Annotated in this window: 12 protein-coding genes; all 12 read right to left on the bottom strand. The window is 73.9% G+C overall.

Going from position 1 to position 22,583, the window contains the following annotated elements:
- Nucleotides 1-78 precede the first annotated feature (78 nt).
- Nucleotides 79-780: a hypothetical protein gene (locus tag NHH00_RS18950; protein WP_253055092.1), complete on the bottom strand. Its 702-nt coding sequence runs from the start codon at nt 778-780 to the stop codon at nt 79-81.
- A complete protein-coding gene (locus NHH00_RS18945; RefSeq protein ID WP_253055091.1) occupies nt 777-2,588 on the bottom strand; it encodes a serine/threonine-protein kinase in 1,812 nt (603 codons plus the stop codon). Before NHH00_RS18945 ends, NHH00_RS18950 begins: the two co-directional genes overlap by 4 nt.
- Entirely contained in the window at nt 2,585-4,237 is a 1,653-nt protein-coding gene (locus tag NHH00_RS18940; RefSeq protein ID WP_253055090.1) for an FHA domain-containing protein, read from the bottom strand. The genes NHH00_RS18945 and NHH00_RS18940 overlap by 4 nt, the downstream gene beginning before the upstream one ends.
- A complete protein-coding gene (locus NHH00_RS18935; RefSeq protein ID WP_253055089.1) occupies nt 4,234-5,091 on the bottom strand; it encodes a PP2C family protein-serine/threonine phosphatase in 858 nt (285 codons plus the stop codon). The genes NHH00_RS18940 and NHH00_RS18935 overlap by 4 nt, the downstream gene beginning before the upstream one ends.
- Entirely contained in the window at nt 5,088-6,755 is a 1,668-nt protein-coding gene (locus tag NHH00_RS20865) for an RDD family protein (protein WP_290445664.1), read from the bottom strand. Before NHH00_RS20865 ends, NHH00_RS18935 begins: the two co-directional genes overlap by 4 nt.
- Nucleotides 6,752-9,253: a transglutaminase-like domain-containing protein gene (locus NHH00_RS18920; RefSeq protein ID WP_253055088.1), complete on the bottom strand. Its 2,502-nt coding sequence runs from the start codon at nt 9,251-9,253 to the stop codon at nt 6,752-6,754. Before NHH00_RS18920 ends, NHH00_RS20865 begins: the two co-directional genes overlap by 4 nt.
- Nucleotides 9,253-10,590, bottom strand: coding sequence for a DUF58 domain-containing protein (locus NHH00_RS18915; RefSeq protein ID WP_253055087.1), 1,338 nt, complete (start codon nt 10,588-10,590; stop codon nt 9,253-9,255). Before NHH00_RS18915 ends, NHH00_RS18920 begins: the two co-directional genes overlap by 1 nt.
- 109 nt (nt 10,591-10,699) lie before the next feature.
- Nucleotides 10,700-11,674 (bottom strand): AAA family ATPase, encoded by a 975-nt coding sequence (locus NHH00_RS18910; RefSeq protein WP_253055086.1) that lies wholly within the window; start codon nt 11,672-11,674, stop codon nt 10,700-10,702.
- A 46-nt stretch (nt 11,675-11,720) separates the two neighbouring features.
- The gene (locus tag NHH00_RS18905; protein ID WP_253055085.1) at nt 11,721-17,741 is read right to left on the bottom strand and encodes an Ig-like domain-containing protein; all 6,021 of its coding nucleotides are present in this window, start codon (nt 17,739-17,741) and stop codon (nt 11,721-11,723) included.
- A gap of 355 nt (nt 17,742-18,096) precedes the next feature.
- Nucleotides 18,097-19,143 carry a polyprenyl synthetase family protein gene (locus NHH00_RS18900; protein WP_374615302.1) on the bottom strand — a complete coding sequence of 349 codons (1,047 nt, stop codon included), beginning with the start codon at nt 19,141-19,143 and terminating at the stop codon, nt 18,097-18,099.
- A complete protein-coding gene (gene nuoN, locus NHH00_RS18895) occupies nt 19,140-20,915 on the bottom strand; it encodes an NADH-quinone oxidoreductase subunit NuoN (RefSeq protein WP_253055084.1) in 1,776 nt (591 codons plus the stop codon). Before nuoN ends, NHH00_RS18900 begins: the two co-directional genes overlap by 4 nt.
- Complete coding sequence (locus tag NHH00_RS18890) at nt 20,912-22,582, bottom strand: NADH-quinone oxidoreductase subunit M (protein ID WP_253055083.1); 1,671 nt, start codon at nt 22,580-22,582, stop codon at nt 20,912-20,914. The genes nuoN and NHH00_RS18890 overlap by 4 nt, the downstream gene beginning before the upstream one ends.
- Nucleotide 22,583 lies beyond the last annotated feature (1 nt).

The following is a 22,583-nucleotide window of genomic DNA, read 5'->3' as shown; positions in this document are numbered from 1 at the left end:
GCCACGACGGTCGGCGGCGCCGGGGAGGGCGCGACCGGGCGGGGCGCGCGTCGGGCGCGCCCGCCGGGACCCGCGGGGTCAGCCGTCGTCGGTGAGGTCGAGCAGGGGCAGGTCGGCCGAGGTCACGAGGCGCGACGCCACCGCGTACTCAACGAGGCGCGCACGGCGGTTCGTCGCCAGCGCTCCGGGCCCGCCGCGCAGGCCCTTGACCCCGATCCGGTCGAGCTTGTCGCACACGTTGTCGAGCTTGCGGTTGAAGCGCGTCGTCGCCCAGCCCAGGCGGGCAGCGGCCGCGGCCGACGACGGGATCTCCGACAGGCCGGTGCCGTCGCGTCGCAGCATCGGCTCGGCCAGCGCCACGATGAGCTGCTTCTGGCTCGTCGTGAAGGTGATCATGCCGATGGTCGTCGCGCCGCCCGACTCCGTGTCCTCGGAGCGGATCTCCTGGTACGGCGCCCCGTGCAGCTGCGCGGTGAGCTCGTACGTGGTCGGCCCGGCCGTGAACACGATCGACGTCGTGGGGAAGACGATCGGAAGGCGGTTGCCCGGCGAGAGCCAGGACTGCACCCCGCCACCCGAGTCGCACACCGTCGCGGAGATGAGCGTCCCGACGTTGGCGAGCCACCAGATGCCGCCCTCGTGCGAGATGCGCAGGAAGCGGCGGTGCAGGTACGGGTTGTCCTCGATCGCGAGGTCGCCGTCCCGCCCGATGTCGAACGGGTCGCCGTCCACGGACGGGCGGAACCACTCCCCGCAGAACTCGACCGCGAGCTCGCTCACGCCGCTCCCTCCGCCGTCACGCACACCTTCCCGGGCGCCGCGGACGGCCGACCGTCCCGGAGCACGACGACCTCGATGCAGACCTTCTCGCCCGGCTTCGCCCGGAGCTCGACGGTCGTCTCGTCGAAGATCTCCTTGTAGGGGGTCTCCTCGATGGGGTCCAGCTTCTTCCAGGCGAACGAGTCGCCGTCCTGCGCCTTGTCCGAGTCGTACCGCCACGTGAACGTGGCGACCTCGCGCGCCGGGTCGTAGGTGCCCACGAGATCGTTCACGGGCGGGACGAGGTCGCCGAGGTTGTCCGACGGCAGGAAGTCGTCGTCCGTGGCGGCCGTCTCCTCGCCGCCCCCGCCGGTGTCCGTGTCGTCCACGGGGGCGTCCGGCCGCAGCAGGAAGAACCCGCCGACCGCGACCGCGACCCCGACGACGCCGGCGAGCGTCGCCCACAGCGCGCCGCGGACCGACCGCTCCTCCGCGGGCGCGGCGGCCGGTCCGCCGTCCTCCGGCCCGGTGGGCCGGTGGACGGTGTCCTCGACGGGCGGCTGGCCCCAGGCCCCCGGGCGCCGGGCGCCGGGGTACATTCGGGACGGGTCCGTGAGCTCGGCGACGGGCGCGTGCCCGCCGGCGCCGACGACGGAGGTCGGTGCGGTGCCCGCGGTGTGCGCGGGCGCGCCCTGGTTCCAGGCCGCGGGCGCGTAGGGCTGCTGCGGGGCGCGCGGTCCCGGCTGCTGCTGCGGGGCGGCCGGTCCGGGCGCGACGGTCTGGCCGGGCCACGGCGCGCCCGGCTGACCCGGCCGCAGCGGCGTCGTGGGCTGGGTCGGCCGGCTCGGGGCGACGGGCCCCGACGACGTCCCGCCCGGACCCGAGGGGTCGATCGACACGACCTGCCGCAGGCGGGTCCCGGCGTCGTCGTCCGGCTCCTCCTCCTGCACGTGGCCCGAGTCGTCGAGCAGGTCGATCGGGGTGACCGCGTACGACAGCTCGTTCTGCACCTGCTGGAGGGCGCGCGCGAACGCGAGGACCGTCGGGTAGCGCGACCCGGGGTTCTTCTCCATCGCCGTCGCGAGCACGCGCTCGAGCGAGGCCGGGACGTCCGTGCGGCCCGTCGGGGGCAGCGGCGAGGTCTCGATGCGGGAGATGAGGTTGGCGCTCGAGTTGGAGCCGCCGGGCACCTCGAACGGCGTCCGGCCCGCGAGCAGCGTGTACGTCGTCGCCGCGAGCGCCCAGACGTCGGTCGCGATCCCGCTGCGGGGCGGCTCGGCGAACGACTCGGGCGGGGACCACGGGATCGACATGCCCTCGGCGCGCGCGGCGTCGTCGACCGTCGAGGAGATGCCGAAGTCCGTGAGCGCCGGGTGGCCGTACTCGGTGACCAGGATGTTCGCCGGCTTGATGTCGCGGTGCAGGATGCCCGCGCGGTGCGCCGTCTCGACGGCACCCGCGATCTGGACCGCCGTGCGCAGCGCCTCGGCCACCGAGAGCCGCTCGGTGCGGTACCGCGCGCCGAGGTTGGGGCGCGAGCAGTACTCCATGGCGAGGTACGGGCGCCCGTCGTCGGCGATGTCCGCCTCGTACATCGTGACGATCGACGGGTGGGTCGAGAGCGTCGCCATGAGGTCGGCCTCGGCGTCGAACGCCGCCCGCTGCGAGTGGCTGGACCACTCGTGCAGCAGGACCTTGACCGCGACCCGCCGGCGGGGGCGCTGCTGCTGGTACAGGAAGACGTCGGAGAACCCGCCCGAGCCGACCAGCGAGACGTACTCGAAGCCCTTGATCTCCGGCGGCGGGGACGGCGCGCGCTTGGTGCTCACCGGATCCCCTCGAAGACGAGGGTCACGCCGTCGCCGAGGTCAGCGACGTCGCCGTCGATGACGAGGACCGGCTCCGACGGGTGCAGGCGTCGCGGCGGCTGGCCCGCGCGCAGCAGCGTGGTCCCGTTGGTCGTGGCCATGTCGCTCACGAGGACGTGCCACCCCTCGAGCGTGATCTCGAGGTGCGAGCGCGAGATGTCCTGCTGCGGGCTGGGCACCGTCACCAGGCGGGGCAGCTCCGCCGCCTGCGACCGGGGCGTGCGCGGCCGACGGCCCACGACGACGGGACGGTCGAGCTCGACCGTCTGCCCGGTCGACACCACGACGCGGCCGAGCGGCGGGCGGACCGCCAGCGCGGCGTCGCCCTCGAGGGGCCCGCCGCAGAGCGCGCACGCGTCCCGCGACGGCGGGTTCGCGTGCCCCTGCGCGCACGTCCGCGCGAGGATCTGCTGCTGTCCCGGGCCGGGCGGCGCGCTGAACGACGGCGGCGGCGGCACCGGAGCGGCCCCGCCCGCGTCCTGCGCGGCCGCGCGCAGGTCCGCGATGGCGGACGAGTGCACGGTGTGGCCGTCGTGGTCGAGCCCGGGCTCTCCCTCGGCCTCGGCGGGCTCGCCGTCGGGGTCGAGGACCGTCGCGGCGCGGTGCGCCGCGGCCGGCGTCGCGCCCGTCCACTCCCGCGGGACGCCGGCGATGAGCCCGTCGCCGGACGGGACCGGCGACGGCACGGGCGGTTCCTCCGCGACCGGGGCCGGCGGGACGGGCGGGGTCACGGCGTCCGGGGGTGCCGGCTCGTCGTGCTCCTCGTCGTCCTCGGTGCGCACCGCGGCATCCTCGACGGTCCGCAGGATGGTCGACCCCCACAGGTGCGAGTAGTCGTCGTCCTCCTCCGGAGCCGCGGCGGCCTCGGACGCCTCGACCGCTGCCGCGGGCTCGTCCGCGAGCACCGGCGGGGTCGGGACGTCGGACTCCGGCTCGGGCGCGATGGTCTCCTCGGGGAGGCGGAGCGTCGCGCCGAGCGGCGGCGCGGCCGGCACGGGGACGGACTCGGGCTCCACCGCCGTCGGCTCGGTGGCCGAGCCCCAGGAGGGCCGGTCCGCCGGCGCGGGCTCGGCGGCGGGCGCGTCGTCGTCCACGAGGTCCGCGGCAGCCGACCGGGCGGGGCGTTCGACGAGCGGCCACGCGACGGCGCCCGCGAGGACCACGCCGGAGACGAGCGGCAGCGTGGCCGCGTCCCCGAGCAGGGGCTCCCCGGCGGGCGCCTCGTCGAGGGTGCCGACGACACCGGTGTCGGAGCGCACGAGCAGCTCGACGACGTCGTCCAGGACGCGCTCGGACCAGGTCGTGACGCCCTCGCCCTCGACCCGCACGCGCTCGCCGCCGTCGAGCTCGAGGGTCACGGTCACCCGGCCGCGCGCGGCGACGTGGACGCGACGGTCCGCGACCACCGCCACCACGAACGGCGGCACGGTCCGCAGGCTCGAGCCGAAGGCGCCGGTGAGGACCTGGAGCACCTCGACGACCCCTGCGTCAGTGCCGAGCTGGTCCCAGACCTGCTCGACGAGCGAGGCCTCCACCGGACCCGGCAGCACGACGACCGTGCCGCCTCGCACGACGGCGCGTGCGGTTCCCGTGACGTAGCGCAGCGTCACGTCAGACCCCCGATCTGGAGACGAACATCCCTGGGCAGCGTGTCCTCGTCGACGACCGGACCCGGTGCCGCGGCGTGGTCGCGCGGCGTCGTGCTCCCACCGCTCGTGTCGTCGGACACGCCCGTCGCGTCGACGACGACGACTGTGATGTTATCCCGGCCCCCGGCCGCGATGGCCTCGTGGACCAGGCGCTCGGCGGCCGCCTGCGGGTCGGGCGTGGAGAGCAGGACCTCCGTGATCCGCTCGTCCGTGAGCTCGCCCGTCAGGCCGTCCGAGCAGACCAGGACGCGGTCGTGCCGCTCGATCGGCAGGTACCAGAAGTCCACCTGCGGGGCGTTGCGCGAGCCGAGCGCGCGGGTGACGACGTGCCGCCGCGGGTGCGTGAGGGCCTCCGCGGGCGTCAGCAGCCCGGCGTCGACCATCTCCTGGACCTCCGAGTGGTCGACGCTCACCTGCTCGAGACGACCGCCGGCGAGGTGGTACGTGCGCGAGTCGCCGACGTTGACGACGAGCCAGTACGGGTTCCCGTCCTGCTCCGAGACGACCACGCCGGTCACGGTGGTGCCCGCCCCCCGGCCGGGCTCGGTGACGATGGCCTGCACGTTCTCCTGCGCGACCGTGATCCGCTCGCGGACCTCGTCCGGCGTGACGACGTCGAGGTCGGCGAGGGGTCGGAGGGCCTCGACGGCCGTCGCGCTCGCGACCTCGCCCGCCTCGTGGCCGCCCATGCCGTCGGCGACGAAGAAGACGGAGCGCGAGACGAGGAACCGGTCCTCGTTGAGGAGCCGGCGCGCGCCCCGGTGCGACGCCGCGCCCCAGGCGAGGTGGACCTCGGCCGGCAGCTCGGTCGTCATGCGGCACCGGGGTGGACGACGATGCGGCGGTCCCCGACGTGGATCGTCGCACCGACGGGGACGCGCACCCGGGTCCCCGGCTCGGCGACGCGCGGCGGGGCTCCCGGCACCGAGACGACGGTGCCGTTGGTGGAGCCGCGGTCCGTGAGCCACAGGCCGCTCGGGTCCACGCGGAGCTCGGCGTGGGTCTTGGAGACGGACCGCGTCGGGTCGTCGACCGCGACGAGGTTCCACGGCCCGTCGTCGGGCGCCTGCGGGTTGCGGCCGAGCAGGGTCGGGCGGTCGACGGCACGACGCTCTCCGGACTCGAGCTCGATGACGACCGAGACGTCGGGTGCGGGGTCCATGGCGCGGACGTCCCGCGCCGTCATGCGCGTGCTGTCCCACTCCGCCTCGGCGGGCTCGGGCGTGGGCGCGACGGCGGGTGCGGGGGCCGCGGGCGTCACCACGGGGGCGGGGGACGTCGCCGCCGGCGGAGCGGCGGGCGCGGGCGTGGCGGGGACCGGCGGCGCGGCCGGGGTCGACCCGCTCCCGACGCCCGGGACGCCCGTGATCAGTCCGTCGCCCGCGGGCGCCGCGGAGGACGGGAAGGCCCAGGGGTCCGGGACGGGTGCGGCCGGCGCCGGACCCGACGGCGACGTCGGCGCCGACGGGGCGAACGACGCCGTGCCTCCTGGAGCCGCCGGGGCCGCAGGACCCTGGCCGCCCAGCGGGGCGGGCGGGTAGGGCGCGTACCCCGTCGGAGCCGGTGCGGGGGCGTACCCAGGCTGAGCCGGTGCGGGGGCGTAGCCGGGCTGGGGCGCCGAGGCGTAGGTCCCGGCGGCGCCGTGGGAGGCACCCGCGGGCGCACCGGCCATGAGCGTGGCCACGCCCTCGTAGCCGGAGGGCGACGAGGAGGCGGGGCTGACACCGCGCACGTCGAGCACGAGCGAGCGGCCCGCCTTGTCGTGCCACCCCTGCGACCGGCCGGAGGAGTCGAAGCCCGGGCTGAGCAGGACCACGAGGATCCCGCCCAGGGGCACGACGCCGACGATGATCCAGCGCAGCGCCGCCCGGCCGAAGCCGACCGGCTCGCGCGTCCCGGCGTCGACCGTGCGGATGCCGGTGAGGAGGTTGCCGAGCGTCTTGCCCGTCGAGCCCTCCCAGAACCAGACGCCCACCCACCACGCGAGCGCGAGCACCCCGGCGACGACGTAGACCACGAGGATCTTGCCGAAGAGCGCGGCGGCCTCGTCCTGCGTCACGACCTGGACGCTGCCGAGCGGCGTCCCGACCATCGCGAGGCCCGCGACGACGACCACCAGCGCGACGAGGCCCGGGACCGCGACGTCGACCACGTAGGCGAGGAACCGCCGTCCCCTCCCCGCGAACGGGGCGGTCGCGAGCGAGGACGCCGACGGCGCGGCGACGGCCGGGCCGAACGCCTTCTGGGTCGCCGCGTAGACCTCGGGCTCCGTCGTGGTGTCCGGCGCCGAGTGCGGGACGGCCGCGTACGGCAGGTCCGCCCCCGCGCGCGCGGCGACGGCCTGGACGCTGCCGACCGGGCCCGCGGCCGGCTCGGCGACCGGGCGACCCGTCCGGGGGAAGGGCTGCCCGCACACGGCGCAGAACGCGGACCCCGCGGACTGCGCGGACCCGCACGCGGCGCACGTCACGTCGCTCATGACTCGTCTCCCTGTCGTCTCGTCGGCTCCGACGACGACCCTGCCGCCGGGGGCACGGCGCCACCCTTCGTGCCGGCGCGGCGGCCGGGCAGCCACCGGCGCAGACCCGACGAACCGGAGGCCGCGCGGACCGACCGCAGCGAGAGTGCGGCGCGGACGCGGGCCCGACGGTTCACGGAGGAGCGTAGCCCCCCGACGACGGTGTCCACGTCCGCCCAGAAGGCCTCGATCTCCTGCTCGGTCGGCTCGCCCTGGCCGAAGACGGTCGCGTCGGCGCGGTGCGCCAGCGGGATCGTCGCCGTCGCGCCGTACGCCTGGGAGAGGAGGCCGGCGCCCTCGCGCCGCGTGGACCCGGCGGGGACGGGCGTGCCGAGGTCCGTCGCGGTGTCCAGGACCTCGCGCCAGCCTCCGCTCACCCGGTCGACGGGACGTGCCGCCGCGCGGCGCCGCGCCCGGCGACGCGCCTTGTAGGCGAGCACCAGGATCACCGGCAGGGCGAGGAGCGCGAGCGGCACCACCACGGCGACGGCGACGAGGGCCGCCTGGCCCCAGTCGAAGCCGTCGCTCTCGGCCTTCTCCTTCTCCTCGTCGTCGACCTTGCCGGCCTCGGCCTCGGCGGGCTCCTCCGGCGGTTCCGGGTCCTCGAGGATCGGGGGCTTGGGCACCTGGAGGCTCTTGGGCTCCGGCTGGATCTTGTTGTCCTCGTCGGGGATCGCCGTGATCGGCACCCACCCGTAGCCGACGAACGGCACCTCCGCCCACGCGTGCACGTCGGTCCCGGTCGCGGTGAAGGGCTCGCCCGGCTCGAGCGGGTTCTTCTCCATGTCGGGGTAGAAGCCCATGACCACGCGCGCGGGGATGCCGGCCTGGTTGGCCATGAGGGCGAGCGCCACCGCGAACTGCTCGTCGTCGCCCACCATCTCCTCGTCCGCGAGGAGCGTGTCGATGCGCTCCGCCGAGTGGCCCGGACGCGAGGGGGGCTGGGTGTCGAGCCCGCTGGAGAAGACGCCGCTGGCCACGAGGCCGTCGCGGAGCGCGAAGAGCTGGTCGACGGGCTCGGTCTCCTCCCCCATGAACTGCGCGGCCTTGCCCGCGAGCGACGCGGGCAGCGCGTCCTTGGGCGGCCTCGGCACCTCGATCGACTGGTCGATCGCGCCCGCCCGCAGGTCGTCCTCCGTGGGCTCGACCGTGACGAGCGTGTCGAGCGTGTACGAGTCGCCCGGTCGCAGCCCGGCGGTCGTCAGCGCGGTCCCCGTGGTCGAGTTGTAGTACGTGGTCTCGCCGAGCTCGCGCGCGCGGTCGCCCCCGTAGGTGATGCCCTCCAGCGTGCCGACGTCGGGCACCCACACGCCGGTGTAGTCCCCGACCTGGACCTCGACGCGCGTCGGAGTCCCGGACGCGACGGTCGCGATCTCCTCGCCCGCGCGCGTGTAGACGCCCGAGCCGGGCAGCCCGCTGGAGACGTCGTAGACGACGCCGTTGTACGTGTCGAGACCGGCGAGGCGGACCTTGGCGCCTGCCGGGAGCCCCTGCACGGTGAACAGCTCGTCCTCGCGCATGTCCTTGGCGTACTTGCGGAACGCCGTGAGCGGGCTCACGTACTCGTGCAGGTCGAGGGGCGGCACGACCGTCTCGCGCAGCACGGTGCGCGGCGCGTCCGGGAGCAGCACGGGCGCGGCGAACGCCGCGGCGACGCCGCCGACGACCAGCATCGCCGCGCCGGTGCGCACGCGGTGCCACCAGAGCCGCCGCGTCGCGGCCTTGCTCGCCTCGGTCGTGATCTGGTGCGCCCCGAAGCGCGCGGCCGTGACCCGCCACCCGGCCCACAGCAGGCCCACGCCGCCCACGACGAGACCCTGCACCACCGGGAACGCCGCGATGACGGTCCCGAGGAGGATGACCCCCACGAACGCGACCACGACGGGGACGAGCGCCCACTCGGCACGGCGCGCGCGCCACGCGATCGTCCCCGCGAGGAGCGCGGTCGCGAGCATGAGGAGGTACGGGACCACCGCGAGCTCCGGGAAGGAGTGCAGCGGCGGGACCGTGGTGACGAACTCCTTCCAGCCCGTGACGGCGCCACGGAGCAGGTCGGTGATCGTCTGCAGCGACGGGACCACGCCGCCGATCGCGTCCGCCGGCAGCGCGAGCGCGCCACCGAGGAGCAGATACGCGACGACCGCGACCACGAGGACCGTGGCGGCGGACCACCGGCGCCAGGCGCCGAGCCACGCGACCAGGAGCCCGACGACGGCGCCCCCCGCGGCCGGGAGGAGGTACCCGGTGGACCCCCACACGGGCCCGAACCCGACGGCGACCGCGCCGAGGACGAGGACGAGCGCGAGCGCGTCGACGGCCCCGAGGGCCGTGAGCGCGCGCGGGGTGTCGGCCCCGCGCAGCCGGGTCGTGTTGCGCTGCGAGGTACCGGAGGACGGCGGCGGCGTGCCGACCGGGGTGGCGCGGCGCGAGCCGCGCGTCGTGGTGCTGGGAGCGCTCATCAGTCGTTCAGCCTCCGCAGGGCGAGGGGGAGCTCACCGAGCTCGCCGATGGTGAGGACGACGAGCTCCGCGATGGCGTGCCGGCTGAGCGAGGCCCCGGGGACGCACTGGATCGCCATGACGCGGACGTCCTGGGGAAGCCGGGCGGACGCCGCCCGCAGCTCGGTCGGCGTCACCCTGCTGCCGACGACGAAGGCCACGACCGAGGCGTCGCTGATCGTCAGCCCCGCGACGCGCGCGACGTCCACGAGGGACGTCCGCTGCGCGCGCGTCTCGACGCGCGCGAGGTCGTCGAGCAGCCGGGTGCGGTGGTCGCCGCGCAGGTTGCCGTCGTTGACGAGGACGGTGACCCCGCGGTCCTCCTTGATCGCCTGGAGGCCGAGCGACCCGCACGCGCTCACGGCGAGCTCGAACTCGTCGTCGTGCGCGTAGTCCTCGGCACGCGTCGAGAGGAGCACGGCGAGGTGCGACCGGCGGGTCTCCTCGAACTGGCGGACCATGAGCTGCCCGGTGCGGGCCGTCGTCTTCCAGTGGATGTGCCGGCGGTCGTCGCCCGGGACGTAGTCGCGCAGCGCGTGGAACGAGACGTCCGAGTTGGAGATGTCCGTCGTGACGCGGCCCTCGAGGTCCTTGAGGAAGCCCGTGGACGAGCCCGAGAGGTTCTTCACGCGCGGGTGCACGAAGAGCTCCTCGGGCTCGGTCCAGACGACCTCGCGGCGCAGCAGACCGAGCGGGTCCGCCCGCACCGAGCGCACGGGTCCCACGGAGATCACCGAGCGCCGGTGCGTCGGCACCGTGAAGATCTCCTCGTGGCTCGCCTGGGGACGCAGGCGCGGCACGGGGAACGTCGCCATGCCCTGCCCCACCGGCAGCTCCATGACCGAGGGGAGCAGCGGCCGGCCCGAGTCGTTGCGCACGTCGAGCCGGCCGACGGCGCGGTCGCCGACCGTGACGCGCTGCTGCGCGAGGTCGAGCACGACGGCGTAGCGGAAGCGGCCCAGCACGAACGCCACCGCAGCGAGCAGCGCCACCGTGAGCAGGATCGCGACCACCAGCAGCTCGAGCCAGGAGAGGGCGAGCCCGGCCCACCACGCCCCGACGGTGACGACGAGCGCGGCCCAGCCGAACGGGCTGACCGCCGACGTCACCGGCTCGACCGCCCTCGTCACCGGCGCCAGCGCGCGCCCGATCGGCGCCGCGACCCGGGCGAGGGGCGCTGCGAGGGGTCGGAGCAGTCCGGCGAGGGCCGACGACGCGGGTGGCGTGCCGGTCCTGCCGCTCGGGCTGCTCGAGCGGGTGCTCGGGCGGCCGGTCGAGGGGCCGTGTGAGGCGTTCATGCGATGGGCTCTCGGTCGGTGCGGGGGAGGACGGTCCGCCAGGTCGACGGTGCGTGGGGCACCCGACGGGCGGAGTGGGCGGGCGGCGTGGGGAGCGCCGTACGTCCGGTCAGGCGGAGCGTCGCTCCTGCGGCGCCGCGACGTCGGCGAGGAGCCGGCCGAGCACGGCCTCGTTCGTGGCGCCGGCGAACTCGGCCTCCGGGTCGAGCACGAGGCGGTGCGCCCACGCCGGCTGCGCGAGCTCCTTGATGTCGTCCGGCAGCACGTAGTTGCGGCCGTGGGCCGCGGCCCAGACCTTGGCGCAGCGCACGAGCGCGAGCGAGCCACGGACGGAGACGCCGACGCGGACCTCGGGCGCGTTGCGCGTCTCCTCGGCGAGCCGGGAGACGTACTCCAGGACCGCGCCGTCGACGTGCACGCGCGCGCCGAGCTCGGCCATCTCCGTCACGGCCTGCGTCGTGATGAGCGGCTGGAGCGTCTTGCTCCGGTCGCGGACGGACGCACCGGAGAGGATCTCGACCGTCGACGCGTGGTCCGGGTACCCGATCGACGCCTTCATGAGGAAGCGGTCGAGCTGTGCCTCGGGCAGCCGGTAGGTGCCGGCCTGCTCGATGGGGTTCTGCGTCGCGATGACCATGAACGGGCGCCCGACGTCGTGGCCCACGCCGTCGACGGTGACCCGCCCCTCCTCCATGACCTCGAGGAGCGCCGACTGCGTCTTGGGCGACGCGCGGTTGATCTCGTCCGCGAGCACGATCGACGCGAAGATCGGGCCCTGGTGGAACTCGAACTGTCCCGTCTTCTGGTCGTAGATCGTCACGCCCGTGACGTCCGACGGAAGGAGGTCGGGCGTGAACTGGATGCGGTTGTTCGTGCCCTGGACGCTCGCCGCGAGGGCGCGGGCGAGCGACGTCTTGCCCGTGCCGGGTGCGTCCTCGAGGAGGATGTGGCCCTCGGAGAGCATGCACGTCAGGGTGAGGCGCACCACGTGCGCCTTGCCCAGGACGGCCTGGCCCACGTTGCCGACGAGGCGGTCGAAGGTCTGAGCGAACCAGGTGGCCTGCTCGGGGGTCATCGTGCTCATGAGTTTCCGTTTCTCGTTGCGTGCTGTAGAGCGGACGGGCGGGGGGCTACCAGCCCATGACCGGTGTGCTCGTCCCGTCGGAGAACTTCACCTGGACCTGCTGGCCCGGCCAGCCGTAGTAGCACTGGAGCCGCTGGCGGCCGTTGCTGAGGTTGATGGTCCACCACTCGTTGGAGTAGTTCGACGACGGCGAGAACCTGTGCCAGCCGCCGTCCGAGCCCCAGCACTGGTACTGGACCGATCCGGTCGCGCCGTTGGGGTCGATGCCGAGCCAGCGGCACGAGCTGTCCCCGCACCCCTCCTCGCCCTGGGCGTCGGAGTGCTTGTAGAGCGTCGGCACCGGGCGCGCCTCGGTCTTGGCCGAGTCGCACGCCTCGGCGGACGTGTTGCCCTCGCTGTCCTTCGCGACGGCGCACAGCTTGGCGGTCTCGCCGTAGCCGAGCCCGCTCGCGGTGTACGTGTTCGACCCCGAGCCGGCGGACTGGGAGATGCCGAACGACCCGGACTTCGCCCCGCTGACCGTGATCGTCACGTTGCGACCGTTCGTCGAGCCGGAGACCTTGAAGGTCACCTGGCCCTTGCCGCCGCTCGCCGAGACCGTCGGGCGGGGCGGCGGTCCGTACGGGGTGGCCGAGTTGGCGGTCGTGCTCTCGCCGGCCTGGTTCGCGCCGTCGACGTTGGCGACGGCGCGAACCTTGATCGAGTACGCCTTTCCGTTGGTCAGCCCGCCCACGATCTTGTTGTCGGCGAGCTTCTTCCAGCCGTCCCCGGCCGCGTACTCGTAGGAGATCTCGCTCGCCTTCACCCCGTTGCCGGACGCCGCACCGAACGAGAGCTGGATCTGATTGTTCGTCCCGTTCGCCGTAGCCCGGAGGTTGCTCACCGTGCTCGGCGCCGCGAAGGCGCGCACCGGGTCGGACGCGGGCGAGAACTCGGCGTCGCCGAACTTGTCGGTCGCCTTGTTGTGCGCCCGCACGCGGAACGTGTAGCCGGTCGTGTCCGCGGAGACCCCGATCGTCGTCGAGGTCGCTCCCGCCCCCGCGGTGGCGGTCTTCACGACGGAGCCGCCCTGGAGCGCCTCGATCGTGTACTTCGAGATCGCCGCGCCGTTGTCGGACGGAGCGGTCCACGCGACCTGCATCTGCGACGTGTCGCCGATCGAGGTGCGCTTCACGGTCGGCTTCGCCGGCGCGGCCGGCTTGCCCGCGGGCGTCTCCGCCGTCGAGTACTCGCCCCAGTCCGAGGGGTCGGGCGCGAGGTTGTTCGCCCGGACGCGCACCTTGTACGCGACGCCGTTCTTCAGCCCGTCCCAGGTCACCGAGGTCCCGACGAGCGCGGTCTTCTGGACCGCCCCGCCCGGCGGCGCCGGGGAGATCTCCAGGTCGACCGTCTCGATGGGCGAGCGGTCGGTGTAGGTCTTGTTGGTCCAGGTGACGGTCAGGGACTGGTCGCCGAACTCGAGGGTGGGTGCGGCGGGCGGGTCGGGCTTCTCGTCGGGGCGGGCCTCGGCCGAGGGCGGGGACGCGGGTCCGTCGCCGACGGCGTTGGTCGCGAACACGGTGAAGGTGTACTTGACGTTGTTCGTCAGGCCGTCGAGGGTGCAGGTCGTGGTGCCGCAGGCCTTCTCGTAGCCGTTCTGGGAGCGCACGGTGTAGCCGGTGATCTCGGCGCCGTTGTTGTTCGGCGGGTCCCAGGACAGCACGACCGTCTTGGACCGCACCTCCTCGACCTGCGGGGTCGCGGGGGCCTCCGGCTTGCCGAGCACCTTGAGCTGGATCCGACCCTCGACCTCGCGGTCGGGGTCCTTGGTCGCGTCCTGCACCCGGTACCGGACCACCATGACGCCGACGAAGTCGTCGCGGGGCGTGACGCTGACCTGGTCACCGGCCAGGTCAGCCGAACCCTGCCCGGTCTCCACGACGGCGTCGACGAGCTTCAGCGGTGTGTCGGGGAACGGGTTCGAGTCGTTCGCGAGCACGTCGACCTTCGTGGCCTTGCCCTGGTGGGCGTCGTCGACCGTGTCGGTGTTGGCGCGGACCAGGGGTCGGGTGGAGGCCACGACGGTGAGGGTCGCGGTGCCCTCGACCGGGGGGTGCTCGCCGTCGGTGACGGTGATCGGGACCTGCACGACCGAGCCCTTGGGCACCTCGGGCGTGGCCTGGGCGTGCAGGGTGCTGCCCTCGACCGAGACCGTGATGCCCTGCGCACCGCCCGAGGACGCGGTGAACGTCAGCGGGTCTCCGTCGGCGTCCGTGGCGAAGCGTGCGAGGTCGACCGAGGCCTCCTCGCCCGCGGCCACGTCGAGCGCCGGGGACCCGACGAGCTCGGGCGCGAGGTTCTCCGGAGGCAGGACCTGGACGGGGATGGTCAGGACGTTGGTGTGCCCCTCGGGGTCGTCCGGGCCGGACCCGTCGGTCACCTCGAACGACACCGACGCCGGCCCGGTGTAGGCGGGGTCGGGCGTGTAGACGATCTGGGTCACCGACGGGACCTCGCGCGAGCCCTCGGTGACCTTCACGGCGTCCTCGGTCGTCAGGCGCGGCGTCTTGCCCTCGACCACGAGCACGTGCTCGGTGATGTCGATCGGCAGGGACTCCCCGGCCAGCACCTCGAGCTGCGTCCCCGGCCGGAGCGTCGGCCTCTGGTCGGTGAGGCCGGGCACCTTGACGAAGGCCTTGGCGGTGAGGCCGTCGATGTCGGTGGCGGTGTAGGTGATGACCTGGCGGTTCTCGGTGAGGGTGACGACGAGCTCGCCGGTGTCGGTGACGGTGGCGGTGGTCGCGTCGGTGGTGACGGTGAGCTCGGTCGCGGCGCCGTCGGGGTCGGCGTCGTTGTCCAGGACGGGGACGGTGACCTCGGTCTTGCCGAGGATGTCCTCGACGGGCACGGTGTCGTCGCGGGCGACGGGGGGCAGCAGGGGTGCGTCGGCGGCGACGTTGACGGTGACGGCGCCGGTGGCGCGGGCGCCGTAGGTGTCCTGGACCTGGTAGTAGAACGTGTAGGCGCCGTCGGCGTCGGGGGAGGTCAGGACGATGCGGTCGGTCACGACCTCGGCGTCCAGGTCGTGGGTGTCCTCGATGGCGCCGGGGACCAGGCCGACCTGGTCGCCGTCGGGGTCGGTGTCGTTGGCCAGGGCCGCGACCGAGACCGTGCGCCCCGGGCGCACCGTGATCTCGTCGTCCACCGCCACAGGAGGCTGGTTCGTCTCCCCCGGGCGCGCGATCCCCACGCGCACGGTGCCGGTCGCCGTCGCCCCGCGGGCGTCGAGCACCGTGTAGGTGAAGGTGTCGAGCCCCACCGCGTTCTTCGCGGCGGTGTACTCGAGGAAGCCGTCGACCACGCCGACCGTCCCCTTGCCCGCCGGGGACGCGATACCGGTGACCTGGACGGAGTCGCCGTCGGGGTCGATCCCGTCCAGGGGGACCGCGATGCGCACGCTGGACCCGGACAGCACGCGGGCGTCGATCTCGCGGGGCTGCGGGGGTGCGTTGTCCTCGCCGTCGCGGATGCGGATCGTGACCTGGGCGGAGTCCTCCTGCCCGTTGACGTCGCGCACCCGGTAGATCGCGTACGCGGTCCCGGCCTCGGGGCCGGCCTTGAACCGCAGCGTGTCCTCCGAGACGAACGCCTCGCCCAGGGCGGGGTCCACGTCCTGCTCGAGCTCGGGCTGCAGGAACAGCTCCAGCCCGTCGGGGTGGGTGTCGTTCTTCAGCACCGGGATCGTCACCACGTCCCCGGCGTGCACCGTGACCTCGTCCGCCGCCGCCTGCGGCGGCTGCAACCGCGTCGGCGCCGGCACCGGGATGACCCGCACCTCGCCCGGGGCGGACTCCGTGCCGTTCGACACGGTGTAGGTGACGGTGACCGGTCCGTCGAGCTGGCGCAGCTCCGTGATGCGCAGCATCTGGTGGGCGAGCACGGCGACGGAGACGCCCGCGTCCGCGGGGACCTTGACCGACTGGACGACGAGGACGCCGCCGGCGGGGTCGGTGTCGTTGGCCAGCACGTCCACGAGCGTGCTGCCGCCCGCCGGGAGCAGGGCGGTGTCGGTCACCACGATCGGGGCACCCTCGGCCTCCGACGGCGCCAGCACGTCCACCCGCACCAGACCCGTCGTCGCGTTCGGACCATCGGTGACCTGGTACGTCAGGTCGTACGACCGCGGCTCCATCGACACGAACGTGAACGTCCCCGCGTCATAGTTCGGCGTGATCTCCGCGGGAGCGGACTCCGACACCGACGCCAGCCGCAGCTCGTCACCGTTCGGATCGGTGTCGTTGCGCAACGGCTCCACCGTCACCGGCTGCCCCGCCGGCACCACCACGTGATCGTTCACCGCCACCGGCGGCTGGGGGCCCGGCACCACGTCCACCAGCAGCTTGCCCTCGAAGACGCCACCCTGCCCGTCCGCCACGGTGACCGTGACCACCTTGCGGCCGGTGGAGCCGCCGCCGTCGCGGAACTCCACGGTCCCGTCCGGGCGCGAGCGCACGTCGTCCCCGGCCACCGTCGCCGCGGCCGAGGCGAGGTACAGGTCGTCCCCGTCCGGGTCCTTGAAGTACGGCAGGACCTTGATCGTGGCCCGACCACCCTGAGCCACCCGCAGCACCGGGTCACCCGTCTGCTCCGGCGGCGCGTTCTCCCCCCACGGCGAGACCTTCAGCGTGACGCCGGCCTCGGCCACACCACCGCGACCGTCCGCGACCGAGTACCGGAACGTGCCCGTACCCTGCGCGTCCTCGGGCACCACCGCCTGCAGCGCCGCACCGCCCATGATCGCCTGCACCGTCGCGTTGGCCGGAGAGTCCCCCGCCAGCGACGCCGTCATCACGTCCCCGTCCGGGTCCACGTCGTTGCCCAGCACCGGCAGGATCGTCGTGCGACCCGGACGCACCCCGAAGCTGTCGTCCTGCGGCTGCGGCGGCTTGTTCGGCTGCGACCGGTCCGCGATGAACTGGTCCACCTGCTCCGGGTTCGTCAGCTCCGCGTCGGACTCCTCACCCTCGGCCTCCTCCGGCATCTGCACGTCCCAGTCGTCGACCTTCTGGTACTCGTCCGCCGCCATCCACAACGTCCCCGCCGACAGGTCGTTCAGCACGATCACGCGCCGGTTCACCCGGTACTCCAGACGCGCCTGCGGATCGATCCCCTCCAGGCGGGTGTCCAGGTCGCGGTCGGTGCCGTCGCAGTCACGGATCACCTGACCCGTCGAGGCCCACGCCCCGTACGTGCAGCCGCCGAGCTGCACCGGCGCGGCCGGGCGCCCCTCGGCCGAGCGCCGCAGCGCGTCGCCACCCTTGAGCGGCTGCGTGACCAGCCCCCCGGTCGTCGCCACGACGACGTTCGCCGACCCCGCGGACGGCTGCTGGAGCCGCGCCTCGGCGCCGTCGTCCAGGGTCACCGTCTTGCCACCCGGGAGCACGAGCTGCGAGCCCGACCGGTCGAGCACGACCGGCTTGTCGCCCACCGCGGTCACCTCGACCTCCGCGCCCTTGCCCACGGGCAGGGAGGAGGACGACGGGTCGCCGTCCGCGGTGCCCTTGGACGTCGTCGCCACCGTCCACAACGTCCCCGTCGACGGGATCGCCGCGAACACCGTCCCGTCCTGCGACACCGTGAGGGCTCCCCCGCCCTCGACCTCGACCGTCGGGTCCGTCTTCTCCGCGTCGAACGAGGCCGCCCCGTCGAACGGCAGCACCCACAGCAGACCCTCCTCGCCGTCGAGGATCGCCGTCGTCGCGCCACCGGAGACCACCTGCGCCCCCGCCGGCAGACGAACCTGTCCGTCCAGCTTGAGGTGCGCGACGTTCACGGGGGACGCGGAGCTCGTCCCGGAGTCGTCCAGCAGCACCCGGCCCGCGTCCTGCTGCACGTCGAACGACGCGCTGCCCGCGTTCAGCGTCCCGTCCATCGCCTGCGACTCGTAGTTGAACCGACCCAGCAGCCCGGCCGACGACTTCGTCACCCACACGCCCGAGTCGTTCAGGTCCACGTCCGCCGTGGCCTCGCCCTCGTAGAACAGCGCCATCCCGACCAGCGCCGTCGAGAACACCGACACGGTGCTCACCGACGCGACGGTGCGACGGTGCTCGTTCAGACGCGCCAGGAAACCCACAGGTCCTCCGAGGAGTTGGATCGGGAGACGATCGGCCCCCTTCTCCAGCCCCCTCGATCTCGCACATACCAGGCGGCCCCACCGATCGCGCAACCGAGGATAGCGGGAGACCGGGTGAAAACCGACACCCGTCCGATGGGGAGCGCTCCCCACCCCGCGCTCCCCGGACGCCGTCCCGCGTCGGGCGAGATTCCCCGGTCGGGGGCGTCCGAGCAGGTCAACTCGATGACGGAGGCAACGATGCCGTCGGGTCGCACCGGCGTCCCCGGCCGTCGTGGGCCGGGAAAAAGATCACCCCGCGCGACGGTCAGGCGGCGCGGTCGGCGAGCGCCTCCGCGAAGGAGCGCAGCGCGTCGGTGACCGGCCCCGCGGGGAGCGCGTCGAGCTCCTCCACGGCGGAGCGCGCCCAGCGCACCGCCAGCGCGCGCGTCTCGCCGAGCACCTCGTGGCGTCGCAGCGCGGCCACGGCCGTGGCGAGGGCGGCGTCGTCCGTCAGGTCGGAGTCGAGAAGCTCGACGAGCCGGGCGTCCGCCTCGCTCGCGGTCCCGTTCGCGATCCGGGCACGGAGCAGCAGCACCGGCATGGTCGGCACCTTCTCGCGCAGGTCCGTCCCCGGCGTCTTGCCCGACTCGTCGCCCGACGACGCCAGGTCGAGCACGTCGTCGGCGAGCTGGAACGCGACCCCGAGCTTCTCCCCGTAGGCCGCGACCGTGTCGACGACGGCCGTCGGGCACCCGGCGAACAGGGCGCCGAGCCGCGCGGACGTCGAGAGCAGCGAGGCCGTCTTGTCGGCGAGCACCTCGAGGTAGTGCTCGACGGGGTCGTCGCCCTCCCCCGGGCCGATCGTCTCGTGGAGCTGGCCCAGGCACAGCCGCTCGAAGGTGCGTGCCTGGATGAGCACGGCCTCGGGCCCGAGCGCCGCGACGGTCGACGCGGCACGCGCAAAGAGGAGGTCGCCGACCATGATGGCGACCGAGTTCCCCCACACGGCGTGCGCAGACGGGGCCCCCCGGCGCACCGGGGCGGAGTCCATGACGTCGTCGTGGTACAGCGACGCGAGGTGCGTGAGCTCGACGACGACCGCGGACTCCACCACCTCCGGACGCGTCCCGTCCCCGAGCTCGGCGGCGAGCAGGGTGAGCAGCGGCCGCAGCCGCTTGCCCCCCGCGTTGACGAGGTGGCGGGACGCCGTGTCGGCGAGCGGGTCGGCGTGCGCGACGGCCTCGCGCAGCCGAGCCTCGACCCCGGCGAGCCGCTCGGTGAGGGCGGCCGCGAGCTCGGGGTCCGAGATCGGGATCGCGGTGGTCGTCACGGGCGCGGTCCGCTCACGCGGCACGGGAGGAACAGAGGTCACGGGACGAACTTAACCGCCTCGGCCGCCAGATCGAGAACCGGGGACGGGAACACACCGAGGAGGAGCACCCCGAGAGCGCACACCGCGATCGCGATCGTCGTCGGACCGGTCGACCGGACGACGGTCACGCCCGGCCGCTCGACCGCGCCGCCGTCGTCGTCCGTCCCCTCCGCGGCTCCCCCGGAGGGAGCGGTGAAGAACATCAGGACGATGATCCGGACGTAGAAGAACACCGCGACGGCCGACGCGATCACGCCCACGACGGCGAGCACCCACGTCGACCCCCCGCCCCGGCCGTCGGGCCCGGCGATGGCCGCGCCGAACGCGGTGAACTTCGCCACGAAGCCCGCCGTGAGCGGGATGCCCGCCATGGAGAGGAGGAAGAGGGAGAACACGCCCGCGAGCCACGGGCTCCGGCGACCGAGCCCCGCCCACTGCGCGAGGTGCGTCGCCTCGCCGAGCACGGCGACCGGCTGCTCCGCCGCCCCGTCGGTCACGTTGTCCGCGGGGTCGCCCGCCCCGTCGGCCCCGGCTCCCACCGTGGCCGGCACGCGCTCGCGCACGGGGGCGGTCTCGCGCACCAGCGTGACGACCGCGAACGCGCCGACCGTCGCGAGGCCGTAGACGAGCAGGTAGAAGACGGTCGCGCGCAGCGAGAGCTGCGAGAACCCGACGACGCCCACGAGGATGAAGCCCGCGTGCGCGATCGACGAGTACGCGAGCAGCCGCTTGACGTCGGTCTGCACGGCACCGACGACGGTCCCGACGACCATCGTGAGCAGCGTGACGACCCAGAGCGCGACGAACAGGTCCTCGCGCGCCGTGGGCGAGGACTGCGCGAGCCCGAGGCTCACGACGTACAGGACGCGCAGCAGAGCGCCGAACGCCGCCGCCTTGGTGCACGCGGCCATGAAGCCCGTGATGGGCGTCGGGGCGCCCTGGTAGACGTCGGGCGTCCAGGCGTGGAACGGAGCCGCACCGATCTTGAAGAGCAGGCCCGCGAGGATGAGCAGGACGCCCACGACGACGAGCCCCGGCATGGTCGCGAGCGGGCCTCCGGGCGTCGCGAGCGACTGGTACACCTCGACGAGGTCGACCGAGCCGGCGAACCCGTAGACGAGCGCGACGCCGAACACGAACAGGGCGGACGCGAACGCACCGAGGAGGAAGTACTTGAACGACGCCTCCTGCGAGAGGAGGCGACGGCGGCGGGCCATCGCGGAGAGCACGTACAGCGGGAGCGAGAGCACCTCGAGCGCGACGAACATCACGAGGAGGTTGCCGGTCGCGGGGAAGATCATCATGCCGCCGACGGCGAAGAGCACGAGCGGGTAGACCTCGGTCTGCTCGAGGCCCTTGCGCCGCGTGAGGTCCTCGTACGGCGACCCCGGTACCGCCGCCGCGGACGGCGCGAACGCGTCCTGGCCGGTCGACGTCTTGTCGGCGATCACGAGGATCGCGAGGAACGCGAGGAGGACGACGATCCCCTGGATCGCGAGGCCGAAGGGGTCGACGACCATGGATCCGCCGAGCACCCGGACCCCGGGAGCCGCCTGGGCGGACCCCTGCACGGCCGGGTCGCGCCACAGCACGACGACGAGCGCGAACGCCGCGGCCGTCGCGAGCAGCGCGAGGACGACCTGCGTCGTGCGACGGACGCGCGCGGGCACGAACGCCTCGATCAGCACGCCGACGACGCCGGCGCCCAGCACGACGAGGATCGGGGCGAGGTAGAGCCAGTCGACCGTGGGGGCCACGAAGGAGTCGTTCACGACTCGCTCCCTTCGTCGGAGCTACGAGTGACGGACGACCCCTGGCTCTCGAGGGCGGCCTGCTCGGCGCCCTCGGCGAACGGGTCGGAGCGCGGCGGGTCCTCGACGCCGGCGACCGCGAGGTCGGACAGGGTGACCTCCGCGGGCTCGCGCACGAGGTCGAGCGCGGGCGCCGGGTAGAAGCCGAGGACGAGGAGGACCGTGATCAGCGGTGCGACGACCCACTTCTCGCGCGCACCGAGGTCCGGGAGCGCGTCGAGCCCCTCGCGGGTGCCGCCCGTGAAGATCCGCTGGTAGGTCAGCAGCACGTAGAGCGCGGCCAGCACGACGCCGAGCACCGCGACGAGCGCGGCCCAGGGGCTGCGCGCGAACGTGCCGACCAGCACCATGATCTCGCTGACGAACGTCGACAGACCCGGCAGCGACAGCGCGGAGAGGCCGGCCACGAGGAACGTCCCCGCGAGCACGGGGACGACCTTCTGGAGGCCGCCGTAGTCCGCGATGCGCTGCGAGCGCTCCGGGTGCCGGGCGATGAGGAAGCCCGCCAGGAGGAACAGCGCGCCGGTCGAGATGCCATGGTTGACCATGTACAGCGACGACCCGGACACGCTGAGCGACGTGAACGCGAAGATGCCGAGCACGATGAACCCGAAGTGGGACACCGACGTGTAGGCGACGAGTCGCATGAGGTCGCTCTGCCCGATCGCCATGAGCGCGCCGTAGAGGATCGAGACGACCGCCAGGACGACCACGACGGGGGCCGCCCACGCGCTCGCGTGCGGGAAGAGCGGGAGGCACAGCGTGAGCATCCCGAACGTGCCGACCTTGTCCAGCACGCCCACGAGGAGCGTGGAGGTGCCCGCGGGAGCGTGCTGCGCGGCGTCGGGCAGCCAGGTGTGGACGGGGAAGAGCGGCGCCTTGATGGCGAACGCGAGGAAGAACCCGAGGAACAGCAGGCGCTCGGTCGTGACGGGCATGGGCGACGCGGCGAACGTCTCGACGAGGTTCGACGTGAGGAACGCGTCCTCGGGACGCGCGCCCGTCGTCGGGTCGATCGGCACCTGCACGTACAGCGCGATGACGGCCGCGAGCATGATGAGCCCGCCCGCGAGCGAGAACAGCAGGAACTTCACCGCCGCGTAGCGCCGCCGCGCCCCGACGCCGAACCCGCCGATCATGAAGTAGACCGGGATCAGCATCGCCTCGAAGAGGACGTAGAAGAGGAACACGTCGCGCGCGACGAAGACCGCGACCATGAACGCCTCGAGCAGCAGCACGAGCGCGAGGTAGTGGCGCAGGCGGCGCACGTCGCCGTCCTGCTCCTTCCACGCGGCCAGCACGACGAGCGGGACGAGCAGGACCGACAGCGCCACGAGCGCGAGCGCGACGCCGTCGGCGCCCACCGCGTAGCTCGCGCCGATCTGCGGGATCCAGCGGTACGTCTCGGTGAGCTGGTGCGTGCCGGCGGCGGACGTGTCGAACGCGGTGAAGGCGCCGACGAGCAGGCCCAGCTCGACGAGCGCGGCGCCGAGGGCGATGCCGCGCACGGTGCGCAGCGCTCCCGCGCCGACGCCGCGCGTGCGGGCCGCGGCCGTGAGCCACACCGCCGCGGCACCCACCAGGGGCCAGGCGACGAGCAGGGACAGCCAGGGGACGGAGGTAGTCATG

It is taken from the genome of Cellulosimicrobium cellulans, assembly GCF_024124905.1.
Taxonomy (GTDB): Bacteria; Actinomycetota; Actinomycetes; order Actinomycetales; family Cellulomonadaceae; genus Cellulosimicrobium; species Cellulosimicrobium cellulans_G.
This window is presented reverse-complemented; position numbering and strand designations above follow the sequence as displayed.

What these genes read in the sequence shown, in the direction of transcription:
- NHH00_RS18935 (WP_253055089.1), bottom strand. Translation starts at nt 5,091, where the DNA reads ATGACGACCGAGCTGCCGGCCGAGGTCCACCTCGCCTGGGGCGCGGCG.
- NHH00_RS20865 (WP_290445664.1), bottom strand. Translation starts at nt 6,755, where the DNA reads ATGAGCGACGTGACGTGCGCCGCGTGCGGGTCCGCGCAGTCCGCGGGG.
- NHH00_RS18920 (WP_253055088.1), bottom strand. Translation starts at nt 9,253, where the DNA reads ATGAGCGCTCCCAGCACCACGACGCGCGGCTCGCGCCGCGCCACCCCG.
- NHH00_RS18915 (WP_253055087.1), bottom strand. Translation starts at nt 10,590, where the DNA reads ATGAACGCCTCACACGGCCCCTCGACCGGCCGCCCGAGCACCCGCTCG.
- NHH00_RS18910 (WP_253055086.1), bottom strand. Translation starts at nt 11,674, where the DNA reads ATGAGCACGATGACCCCCGAGCAGGCCACCTGGTTCGCTCAGACCTTC.
- NHH00_RS18890 (WP_253055083.1), bottom strand. Translation starts at nt 22,582, where the DNA reads ATGACTACCTCCGTCCCCTGGCTGTCCCTGCTCGTCGCCTGGCCCCTG.